The sequence below is a fragment of the Marinobacter sp. F3R08 genome (genome assembly GCF_018860425.1).
Taxonomy (GTDB): domain Bacteria; phylum Pseudomonadota; class Gammaproteobacteria; order Pseudomonadales; family Oleiphilaceae; genus Marinobacter.
On record NZ_JAHKPI010000020.1, the window covers coordinates 232095 to 245012 of the forward strand.

Genomic DNA, 12918 nt, shown 5'->3' on the forward strand with positions numbered 1-12918 from the left:
AGGAGATCAATCGATCAATATTTACCGACAGCGTTAATGAACCAACCCTGAGTCCGGAACGACATATCCGTCAGGTCGTCACTGAAATCACTGAAGTTATAACCGAGACCGGCCTTCAAATGATTGCCAAAGTGATGATAGACACCGACCAACGCACCGGTGCGGGTATCGTCAGCCGCATATTCATCACGTCGACGAATCTCGGTCATCAGATCCCACTTACGCGTAACGTGCCAGTCAAGGCGAAGGGCCGCAAGCTGCCCGCGACTGTCGAACCATTCGGCTGAGTCATCACGACTCATGCGCAGTTCGCTCAAGCGATAAGCGTATCGTCCGCCCACACTCCAGCGTTCTGTCAGGTCGTAAATACCGTCGATCGCAAAAACATGGCTGCGCTGTGAATAATCGATGGTGCTCCCAGTAGAACTGCTCAACTGTTCAGACGGTGCCAGATCAGACAGGTAAGTATACTTGGTCAGCAAGTTAAGCCTGTCATTGAATACCGGGCGGTAGGCATAGCCGACAGACCCTTCAACGAAGTTACCATCAAAGAAGTCACCCAGGGTCGAGTTGCCAATCGAAAGGTCCAGCTTACTGATAAAGCGCCATTCCGGGTTGATCCTGTAGCTGAAATTGTTGCGCATCAGCCAGACATCACGGGTTTCAGCATCGGTTTTGTCTTCACGGTATTCGAGAGCACCGGCATAGAGCACTTCTTCGCCGCTATACCCGATTTTACCACCTAGAGCCCGCCGTCTGAGTTCATCACCTAATTCACTGTTGATGGTTCCGAACTCCGTGTTCAGGCCATAGCTCCAGTTATCATTCGGCGCAAAGTCGAGTCCATAGGCCTGAATCAGACCACTTTGTTCGCTCGCGTCCTGATAGCGTTGCTCCGCGTATACACTCACCGTGTTGGTCCAGCGCGAACGTGCACCGGTTACGATCTGGCTGGTTCGGCCACCAAAGCCATCATCGGTGCGATCATTGTCCAGTTCGTAGTTGAGGTACAGGTTGGTGCGGTCAGACGCATCGTAATTAACCCCGGCCTTGCCTCCCACACCCAGATTACCGTCGGAGATTTCACCGCTGAGCGATGTGCGGGGGTTGATACGATAATGACCACCTACACCGCCTCTGTTGTTGGCCGAGCGAGTGCCACTGCGATCAAGCGTTCCCTGGGTAAAGCCATACACCGACCAGTCTTCGTTATCCCGGTATAACGCCTGCACCAGGAGATCATTACGACTCCCGTCGTTGGTGCCTACCTGGGTTTCCTGATCATCCGCCCGAATGCCCGCGGAAAGCTGCCAGTTCTCATCGAGATCGTGAGCAATCGCAGCCTCAGCCGAGCGCTTCAGGGTACCGCCGTCCTCATCCAGCTCATCCGCTTTAACGATCACTTCGGTATCATCGCCAACCGGCGCCGTGAAGCTACCTCCAACCTGCTGGGTATCCAGGCTGGTTAAACGCCCTGGTGCAGAAAAGCCAGCGTCCCGTTGCTCGAAGTAGAAGGTACCGCCACCCTCGTTCTCACTGCCCAGATCGCGCAGGGAGAATGCGGTTTCCAACCGGTGGGCGCGGGCATCTGAGGTGGTTCCCACCACGCTGCTGCTGAAACCAAAACCACCATCAAAGGAAGTAAACTGCTCAAAACCGTCGCCAGTGCTTTGCGCCGATTCAAGCTTGATCCAGCTGCTGTCACTCTGGCGCAACAGCACATCAACCCCTGCCAACTCCTGTGTATCGCTACCGGTCTGCTCCTGCCGACTGCCCGTCACGCCGATACGTGCCCAGTCAGAAGCCCAGTAAGCTGCCCGTCCGCCCACGGCGATGTCGTCCAGTTCATCGACGCCAGGTGAATATTCGTAGCCAACCACCAGATAAGCCGCATTGCCACTAAGGCTGCCACCAGATCGCACCAGAAGACTGCCATCAACGGTGCTGGAGAGCGGCTCGGACAGGATGATCCGCCCTTGCAGGGCATTTACATCATAATCAATGCCCGAAACCAGATCCTGGCTGTACAGCACCAGGTTAGAATCCTGGTCCCGAACCTCAATACGTACCCGCTCGCTACCTTCAGTCAGATCCTGGTGTTTCAGGAAGTACAGCGAGCCACCGGTACCACGGAACTCTTCACGTGCCGACGCCGTACCCGGCTGAGCCGCGAACCCTTCAATCTGCAGACGACGTTCGCCAAAAGCGGTGTAATCATCGCTGTTGAAACGAAGCTGTGCGCCGTAGAGACTACGATCGATCTGACTTAACTCTGTTGCCCGAATCTCTTCCCGGAAATTCCCCCACATCGCATGGGATTTTCCGTCTTCCACTTTAAGGTAGAACTTGCCTCGGGTCGGTGCATCCTCAACCAGCGTGGAATCGTCACCAAAGGTTGTCCACCCCTGATCACTATCCATACGACGGAGGAACTCGCTGGGGTTCTTGTCGTTGAAGTTGCTCAGAATGCTGCTGAAGGATTCTTCAGTGGTATCAACACTCGCGGTCACCGTGTACTTATTATCGATCTTACCTTTGGTGTAGAACGCCAGTCGGCCGTCGACATAGAGTTTGTCGTCGTAATAGCGGTCTTCGCCGGTCACCAGACGGGCCGGTCCGGTGGTGTTTTGCTGACCGACGGTAATGTCGGCAATGGCCACGGTGAACCAGTCCTTGGCCGGAAGACGCAGATCTCGTCGATAGATACGCCCCTTGCCCTCGTTATCCAGCACCGCAACCTCTACGCTGTGCAACCCTCGGGGTATGATCTGACTGCTGGCAAAGTGACCTTTCTGGTCAACCGGTACCGGCCGTCCCATTACATACACCTGCTGATCCGACTTGATTTTCTTGCCGTTCACTGTGACGGTACCGCCGGCTACCGGAATGCGGTGGCGCTGCAACCGGCTCTCGCCGTACCCCGCCAGAAGATCTGCTTTCGCATCCTCGGCTTCTTCGTCAGTCATCGGTGAATGTGACACGTTCAGCGACCGAACACTGGTTTCATCGAAGCGGTCCTCGGTATCGTAAACCCTGAGCTGGTAATACACTCGCTCGGGGAGCTCACCGGTAGGCACCCATTCACCTTCCAGGTGCTCATCCAGAGTGACTGTCGCCAACACATCAGGCTGCGAGAACACACCTCTGCGCCCCAGGATCCGCACTTCAGCACGATCTATCCAGTGCAGATAGTTACTGTAGCCACGAAACTCCACAGGCTCCCCGACATGCGCCAGGCGAGGGCCAGACACCACGTTCAGGCGAGGCTTCGCCGACAGGTTGTCATAACGCACCTGCAACAGATCACGGGCCAACGCCACGTCGACGCAGCGTTGGTCATCAGCACTACCTGGCTGCTCCGAGGCATCCTGCTGCTGACCGTCCAGACTGATACGGAAGGGTGCCAACTCATCGGAGGCTACCGAACCGGTGGAACAGACTAACGGTAACGGAGCCGCCACCGGAGTCACTTCGTCATACCAGATCTCGATTTCCACACGGCGGTTGACCGCCATACCTGCCAGAGTGTCGTTACTGACCAAAGGCTCGTCCGGCCCGCGGCTGTAGAACTCAAGCTGATCACTGCCAAGGTTCAGGCGCTGGCGGAATGTTTCACCCACCTCCTGAGCCCTTTGCAGACCGAGGTCATAGTTATCACGATAAATCTCCTGTGCCCGCTTCGACAATCGCTGTGGATCGGTATGGCCAATGAAGCGCATGCGCAGATTGCGTTTGTCAGCCAGGCGATCCAACAGTTTCTGAAGCGCCTCACTGTCCGGCTCAGGAATCACCGACCGGCCGGACTCAAAGCGCACCACCGGCAAGTCATCATCCAGCATGACCGAGCTGATTATTTCACCATTGACGCCCAACAACCGCGTGCGCTCTGCCAGAACATCACCCGGCAGTTGCCACAGGATCAGCCGCTCGCGAGGCAATTCGCGTTCAGAATCTTCGGGCACGGCCGGCAAGCCTGTAGTAAAAGGACGACGCTGCACTTGCGATTCGTCCTGCATGGCCCCCCGGGGCCCCTGCAAACCACACCCATCCTCCATACCACATTCCTGTGGACGTTCCTCTGCCAGTGCCAGCAGAGGCGTAAACATCAGCGCAACAACAGCGCTCATTTTCCAGTTAAAAGCCTTCATCGGATCACCTCCACGCTGTCAGTCGCCGGCACAATTTCTTCCTCAAGTTGCAGGTCATAACAGCAACCGTCCGGTTCCCAGCGCTCTGTAATCCAGTCGCGGATGTATCCTATGCGCTCACGTGCCTGATCAACCGGTGAATCCACCGGCATGCGATAAGCAATGCGCAGTATTGATGGCTCGGCATGCAGCAGGTCCAATACTTCCTGCATGCGCGTCTGGTAGTTGGAGTTCAGTTCGTTGTCGGAGTTGAAGGCATCGCTGCCCAGATCCAGGCGAATAACCCGGTGGATGCTGGCCCCGAAATTGGCTTTGGTCATCCGACCCTGCGTGATACGCAAGACACGAGGATTCTCGGTGATAATCCGGTAACCACTTGGTAGCGTCCGCTCATCCACCTTGATGATGAAATTGCCGCCGCGAAGCTCGCTTGGCACATCGGCACAGGCCACGTGGTAACGGCCATGCTCATCCGTGGTTATCAGCCATCCCCTCGGTGTGGCCAGACGCACCCCGGGCAGACCACCTTCACCAGAATCCTGATAGCCATTGCGGTTCTGATCGTCGTATACGGTGCCGATAATGTCCGTGCAGTCGAAAACCGGATCCGGAACAACCCGAACAACGGCCGACGCAACATCAGACAGACGTCTGGATACCGGCAGGCTGGAGGCCCAGGCCGTATTGGTGTAGTCGTTGAATCCGACACCTGACCCGACAACCAGAAGCAGCTTGATGGTCAGAACTTCACTACCGCTGAGAGATTGTCCCGGCCAGGTCAAAAGACGACCCTCAACAACCGGCTCATAAGCGAAATCGTTGACGCGCGCAGAATCTTTGACGTACGTGAAGCCACTTGGTATCTGATCCTGCACATCAATATCAGTGATACGTTCAGACAGCGTATTCGTCGCGGTAATCGTGTAAGGGACTAACTCACCACGGGTAACACTGACTTTTGGCGTCGTCTTGGTGACGGCAATCGCGCTGTCCGGAATCGGATCAACCGGCAAGTGGTTATTCACCAGACTCATAACGCCGTCACTGAACTCGAAACTCGTGTAGTACCGGGTTCCTTCTGCGTCGCCGGTCAGAACTGACGCGTCGGTAGCACAGGACAGTGGGTCGTGCAGAGGTGCCTGATTATCAGGTGCCTGATTGTTGGTCTGAACAAGCACCGTATCAGTCAGTGACCTTACAGAAAGCGTGTTGTCACAAACAGGGATCACATCAGAGAGTCCTGAGAGATACCCAGGTGGTGAGGTCAATTCCAGTGTGTAGGTTCCCGAAGGAGCGGAATCAAGCAGAACAAACTGATAGATACCATCATCGCCGGTGACCTGTTCCAGCGTACCCTGGAGCACATCCTCAGCCGTAAAGCCTGCAGGGCCGATGATTCGCACCGTCGCGCCGGAAACCGGCGTGCGGCTTTCGGAATCATAGACGACACCGGCAGGATCCAGAGGCAGGCTCTGTTCAACAATATCCTGTCCACCAACAATCACCATCTCACTCAGCAGGCCCGTCGTGTTATCCGCGCCCGTCGGATTGCTCGGACTGATGACACCCAGGGCAAACTCTTCCCCGCTTTCATTCGGAACGGGGCGACCGAAGTAATAGCCGCTATCAGGATGCCTGAAGCGCACTTCGTAACCTTCGCCAGGTGTCAGATTGCTGAATTCATAGCCACCGGTCGAATCAGTAACCGTTTCGGCGATTGCAACGCCGTCATGCCACAGCTCTACAGGCCATCCCGGAACGCCGGTTTCGCCGGGATCAAAGATGTTGTCGTGACTGCTATCTCGCCACACATGCCCGGAAAGCGAAGGGATGGTCCACTCGGCGAAGTCATTTCCATCCGACCGGGCAACACTGGTCAAATCAATGACTGAAATCGAACTGGGCGTGGTTGATACCGGAGTGGCTTCGCCGCCAGCGGTACCCGGAATGGTTGTACCATTCAGCAATCCCTCGGGCTGATCCGGTTGTGTCACCTGATACACACCCGGTGGCAATCCGTCGAAGACATAGGAGCCATCACTCTCGGTGATGCGGCTGTCGCTGATGGAATTACCATTCTCATCGGTTCCGGAGAGCACAACAAGCTGACCACCCAGGCCCGTGTCATTGTCGTCGTATGCATCGTTGATGTTCCGGTCATGAAAAACCCGACCGGAAATGGAACGGTTACCCGAGGTTGAATCAGTCCATTCGGCGAAGTTGTTTTCAACTGACGCGAACTGGCTGGTCAAGTCAATCTGCCGGATGGCGCTCGGCGTGGTCGTTGTCTCTGTCGCCTGCCCGCCAGCAGAACCCGGTATAGTGGCACCGTTCTGAAGCCCCTCGGGCTGATCAGGCTGGGTTACTTCGTACACACCCGGTGGCAATCCGTCGAAGAGATAGGAGCCATCGCTCTCGGTGGTGCGGGTTTCGCTGACAGCGTTGCCATCCTCATCAATGCCGGTGAGCACAACACGCTGCCCTCCAAGGCCGGCATCAGTGCCGTCAAAGACATCGTTGATGTTCTTGTCATGGAACACCCGACCAGAGATAGAGCGATCACCGGAATCGGTTCCACTCCATTCGGAGAAGTTGTTCTCATCCGATGAGTACAGGCTCCGGAGATCAATATCGTGAATAACACTGGGTGTTACATCAACGTCCGTTACCCGGCCACCGGCCGATCCGGCAATGGTGGTACCGTTCTGCAACCCTTCAGGTTGGTCCGGTTGTGTCAGTCGGTACAGACCTGGTGGCAAACCCGTGAAGATATAAGTTCCGTCACTTGCGGTAACGGTGGTGGCGTTCACAGGATTATTGTCGTTATCCACACCCCACAGCACGATGGTCTGACCGCCAAGGCCGACATCGTCACCGTCGTAGAGGGCGTTACGATCAAGATCGTGAAACACCCGACCTGAGATACTTCGGCCCGGCGATGCCGGATTTACCAATTCCCCAAAGTCGTTACCAACGGATATATTCTGGGCCGTCAGATCAATGTTGGCGATAGCACTTGGGATCACCTCTGGCAGCGTAGCGTCACCGCCCGCTGAACCGGCTATGGTCACGCCATTACTGGTTCCTCCGGGCTGATTCGGCTGAGTCAGTGTATACACGCCAGCCGGGAGTTCAGTGAAGGCAAAGGTCCCGTCGGCATTGGTAAGACTCACGACATCAACGTTGTTACCATTGATATCGACACCCGAAAGCTCAATGCGCTGACCCTCCAGGCCCGAGTCATCTTCGTCGTAGATGTCACTGGCATTCCGGTCAAGAAATACCCGACCAAAGATGCTTCGACCCGTTGCCAGCTCGCCAAAATCCAGACCTTCGAGGACGGTAGCAGGTGGCAGATCGATATTACTGATCCTACTCGGAGTCTCATCTACCCCGGACACCGTGCCGCCCGTTGCTCCGGCATTGGTTTTACCATTCGCGGTGCCGGTCGGCTGATCCGGCTCCGTCACGCTGTAGGTACCCGGCGGCAAATCTTCAAACTGGTAATTGCCACTATTATCGGTGGTCGTTGTGCGATCGACGGATCGCCCCTGCCAGTCGGTGCCACTCAGTACAATCTCGACACCAGCAATCCCGCTTTCACTGCCCTGACGCACGCCGTCATTATTCTCATCAATAAAGACCGTGCCCCCCAGATCCGAAGGTGCCACTTCGGGGAACAGATTGCCCACGGAGCCACTGACTTCACCCGCGCCATTTTCGTTCAGCACAATGTTTACAATCTGGCTTTTCACCGACGCGGTTTCGGGGTTGGACGCTACGCCGGCTGTGCCGGTGCTTCCATTGAGGGTAACAATGCTGCCGGTCACCGGATCACCGTTAAGTGACCCTGTGGGCTGTTCGGGCTGACAGACCGAATAGGTGCCAGCCGGCAGGCCACTGAACAGGAAGCTACCGGATGCCGAGGTTTGCCCCGGGTTTTGCAAAGTGGGGATACCCGCAACCAGCGGACCGGCACAGCTATTGCCATCACGTAACTCAATGGTGACACCTGCCAGCGGGGTATCCTGCCCCGACGCAAAGACATCGCCATTGGTCAGATCATTATCCAGATACACCCGGCCAGACACATAACCCAGTGTGCTGACATTCAGCGTGCCAAAGGCCGCTTGCGGGTTGTCACCCAGGTCGGTCTGCAGAGCGCCAGCCTCAATTGTGTTGGTGTGCTCTCCAGCGGCCGACGCAGTCACATTCACTTCAACGGTACAGCCACCGGCTGGAACTACTGTTCCGCTCGCCAGGCTTACCTGGCCAGCACCCGCAGTGGCCGTGACGTTTGCAACCGGGCAGGTACCGCCCACATCAGGTGTTGCGTCAACCGTCACCGGCCCGGGAGATACCGGCAGGTTATCGGTCAAGGTTGAAGTCAACGTCATGTCAACGTCATTGGGATTGTTGACGTAAATCGTGAGACGGGAAACACCGTTTTGCGGAATAACCGCTGGCTCAAACTGTTTGGCGACTGTCGGCGCCGACGAAATCACGATTTGCGCACGGGTCTGATCGTCGTTCGTCACGCCCTCGTTTGTCGTTACGGTTCCGGTGGTAATCGTATTGGTATAGGTTCCTGGCACGTTGCTCAGCACATCCACGGCAACAAGGCAGGTTTCGCTTGCAACGAGGGAACCGCCCGCAAGGCGCACATCCGTCCCGGAAGGCGTAACACTCACGCTTCCTCCACAGCCGTTCGTGGCATTCGGGGTAGTCGCAACTACCAATCCTTCTGGCAAGGTATCGGTGAAGGCCAGCCCGCTGAGAGCTGCATTATTGGGGTTAGTGATGCTGATTGTCAGACGGTAGGGATTGCCCGCCGAACCCTGAGCTGTGCCCGTGCTGAAACCGGCAGGATCACCAGCATCCAGGGTCAGCCCCTCAATCGCCTTATGGACGCTCAAGGCGGACTTCGCCCGAAGGGTATCCTGCGCAGGCTCGTTATTGCTGACGGGAGCACCACCCACTTCGCCGGTCACTGCACCCGTCGGGATCTCGTTGACGTAATCCCCCTGCGCCGGGGCAACCACATCAATTTCCAGATAACAACTGGCCGGCTCGGCGCTTGAACCCGCCGGAATGGTACCGCCAGTGATAGAGAACTGGTCTGTAGTATTGGCCAGGCTTCCGCCGCAGGTAGTCACCTCATTGGACGGCGAGGCAACCTCCAACCCTGCCGGAAATGCATCCACCAGTGACAGATTTTCAACTGGCTGCGACGTCGGGTTAAACAACGTGACACGAAGACGCGAGCTTTCCCCCGGGGAGACAACCTTGGGAGTGAATTCCTTCACCACACCCAGACCGGTGCTGGTCTGAAGGCTACTGGATGCGGCATCCGCATTGGATATTCCCTGCGCTGATGTAACGCTGGTAGCAGGAATTATTGCGGTCACGGTGCCCGCTCTGTTCATTGTCACATCAACGGTGACCGTGCAGGTGTCCCCGGCCGCCAGACTGGCCCCGACAAGAGCCAGTGAGGTCTCACCAGGTACGGCACTGACAGCACCATCTGTGCAGGTTGTGGACGCATTCGCGGTGCTTGCAATCAGCTCGCCGGTCAACGCGCCCGAAGCCAGGCCGGTATCAGTAAAGTAGCTCTCCAGATTCAGATTACTGAGATCCAGGCTGCCATTATTCAGCAAGGTGATCACAAGCTGCGTGGCGGCTCCGGGAGCCGACAGGCTAGGCGTCGCATGGTTCAGAGAAACGATCACCGCGCCGCCCGAGCCATTCTGCAACGTGGCGCTGATCGGGTTTACGTTCTCCACCCCGCCAGACGCCGTCAACTCACCCGGCGCGATGGTATTGACCCAGTCACTGCCGCCCGTGGCCGTGACGTCAAACAGCAGATCACAACTGCCTTGTGGAATTTCCGCCCCACTGAGGCTGACGCTACCACTGCCCTCCACTGCACTGATAACAGTGGCACCCGCACACGTTGTATAGGCATTGGCCGGCGAACTCACCTGCATACCTGCTGGCAGGTTATCGACAACGCTGACGTCCTCCAGCACACCTGGCTGGGAGTTGGTCAACCGGATAGTCACCGTTGAGCTACCACCCGACTGGATCACATTGGGGAAAAAGGACTTGCTGCCACTCAATGCCGACAGGAAGTTGATATTCCGACTCACCGGCCCGGGGCTTTGAACTTGTCGTGACGTCCCGTCGGGCAGGGTTTCATCACCCGTCGCCGCACCCGCTGGCAGTTCATTGACATACGAACCCGCAGCACCCGTAACGTTGACTGTCAGCGTGCAGCGCCCGGCATCACCGACACCAAGATCCGCACGGCCAGGAACCTCGGCCCCCGTCAGCACCACCTGATCACTATCGGGCAATGCGCTGATAACGCCACCACAGGTGCTGGACGCATTGTTGGGTGAAGCCACCAACATGGGAGTGCCATTGCTTCCCAGCGGCAGATTGTCTGTCAGGGTGATGTTGGTCACCGGATCCGCAGACAGGTTCACCAGGGTCAGAGTCATCGTTGCCGGAGAACCCTCCGGCTTGGAGCTCTCATCAAACGTTTTTTCAACCGACAGTGTGGCACCACTGTTACTGAAGCTGGCAGAAGCTGATGTATCACTGCAAATACCGCCGCCATTACACACGTCTCCCCCGCCAATCGTGTTAACAATGGCACCCGCCTCAGCACTTTCCGGGGCCATGGCCCAGAAACGCACCGAACACGCAGCCGGAGAGCCCGCCGTGCCGGAAGGAATATCAAAGGTGAATTCAGGGCTCGCCTGGGTTCCACCGACCGCCAGGTTAGAACATCCCGTACCACTCAAAACGGGATCCGGATACGACTCGGTTGAATCCAGTAACTCCATACCGGTTGGCAGGTTATCCGTCACGGTTACCGTTTGTGGCTGAGTGCTGAAATTTCTGACCCGGACATCAAAGCGCACAGGGTTCCCGGGCGCCACCTCAGCAGGGCTGCTGCTTTTTTCAACACGGAACCGGTCCGCCACAGTAACCGACGCTACCGCCGGCTGACTGACCACATCCGCAGGGCTTGTCACTGCGACGCCGCCCTCAGGAATCGTATTGGTAAAGCTCTGGGCTGTGCCCGCGGCATCCAGAGTCGCGGTATAGGGCACCGTAATCAGGCAGTTACTATCCGGCTGCAAGGTTCCGCTGGTATATTCGAGAATCTCAGTACCCTGCCCCGTCAGACCCGTCAGGCTTGATCCTCCGGTACAGGAAACCGTCGGGGCCGAGGTGATCAGCAAATTACTGTCGGCACCATCAATGTCGTCTGAAAAAGCACCCAGATCCAGCGCGCTCAGCGGGCTAGCATTCGTCAGGCGAATAGTCAGGATGGCTTCCTGCCCGGCTGAAACCGTGGCGGGAGAAAAATCTTTTTCCACACGCAACGCCGAGGTTACGCTCATGCTTGCGGTAGCATCGGAAGCCGGTGTAAGGCCACGCTGGTTACCAAAGTCATTCGTGCGATCAATGGTGTTGGTCACGTTCGTTGAATAGGCATTATTGACGCCATCAGCCACGACCATAACGCTCAGCTCACAGGAACTGTTCGCTGGCACCTCACCGCCAACCGCTGTAATGGTGGTATCTGCAGCGGCTGGCGAAAAGGCAGGAGGGTTCGCGCCGCAGCTGATCTGTACATCAGGATCTGGCGCCACCGCCAAACCGAAAGTTCCAAGCTGGTCACGAATGGCGAAAGCCGGGCTGTCTCCGGCGCCATTCAACGGCAGGGGCTGAGATGCACTGTTAGAAATCGTAATGGTCAGACGTGTTGCCTCATCCGCCTTTACCACAGTACTGCTACTGAAACTCTTGCTGATCGTCGGCGCAGGCAATGCCTGGAAGTTGAGGGACTGCTGAGCCGCATCCGCGTTGGTTACCGCATTACCATCATGGGTTCCATTAATGCTGCTCGCGGGCAGCGTATTGGTGCCCGTACCGCTTTGAGTCGACGTCACTTCAACGACGATCTCGCAGTACCCTGCCTCGCCACCACCGTTTCTTGGCGGAATAGAGCCACCAGTCAGCTCAATCGTGTTGCTGCCCAGCGCAGCGGAAACGGTTCCGACAAACGCCTCCGGGTCACCCGTTCCGTCTTCACAGACCTGAGACACCACTCCGGCCCCAGCCACTCTGAAACCCGCAGGCATTGTGTCTGTAAAGCTCACACCCGTGATATTGCCTGATTCGAAGTTGTTGCTCAGCCGTATCCGGAAACCATCAATATCGCCGACATAAGGTGTGCCGGTAAAACCATCAGCCCGTGTCTTGCTGACACCAATGTTCGCATGAGCTCCCAGGGAAAAAACCATGGAGCTCAACACGCACAGGCTGAGGAATAACCGAACAATTCTCTGACTGGTATCCGGACGAAGCATAAAGAACCTTCCTGATCATTGAATTCTGCGCCGGAATGCAAGGCACACTAACGACCAGCAGAAGCTGGCTGGCGAGATTATATTCACCTCGACCAGACACCAGACAGATCATGAAATCGAAAACTGGATGAGCTCAAAAACACCGGATATCCGCGCATTAAAACCCTGAAGAACACGCAGCCGAGGCAGGAAAACACCGACCACGCCATACCCGGCAAGGCCTATCAAACACTCAATGGAGAGACCGGGACCTTTATCTGAGCGGACAGACAGAGCACTCTTAAATGGATCAACGGGGTGAAAATCCCGTTCTAGATTTGTTGGCCAGAGCCATTTACTTCAAAATTAGCATTGAGACCCAAAACCTGACCCTCTGGATCTGT

Annotated in this window: 2 protein-coding genes; both read right to left on the bottom strand. The window is 56.5% G+C overall.

Going from position 1 to position 12918, the window contains the following annotated elements; all coding sequences use genetic code 11:
* Positions 1–14: 14 nt before the first annotated feature.
* On the bottom strand, positions 15–4148 hold the full coding sequence (locus KO499_RS13435; RefSeq protein WP_215984264.1) for an OmpA family protein: 4134 nt from the start codon (positions 4146–4148) through the stop codon (positions 15–17).
* Positions 4145–12535, bottom strand: a complete 8391-nt coding sequence (locus tag KO499_RS13440; RefSeq protein ID WP_215984265.1) for an SdrD B-like domain-containing protein — start codon at positions 12533–12535, stop codon at positions 4145–4147. Before KO499_RS13440 ends, KO499_RS13435 begins: the two co-directional genes overlap by 4 nt.
* Positions 12536–12918 lie beyond the last annotated feature (383 nt).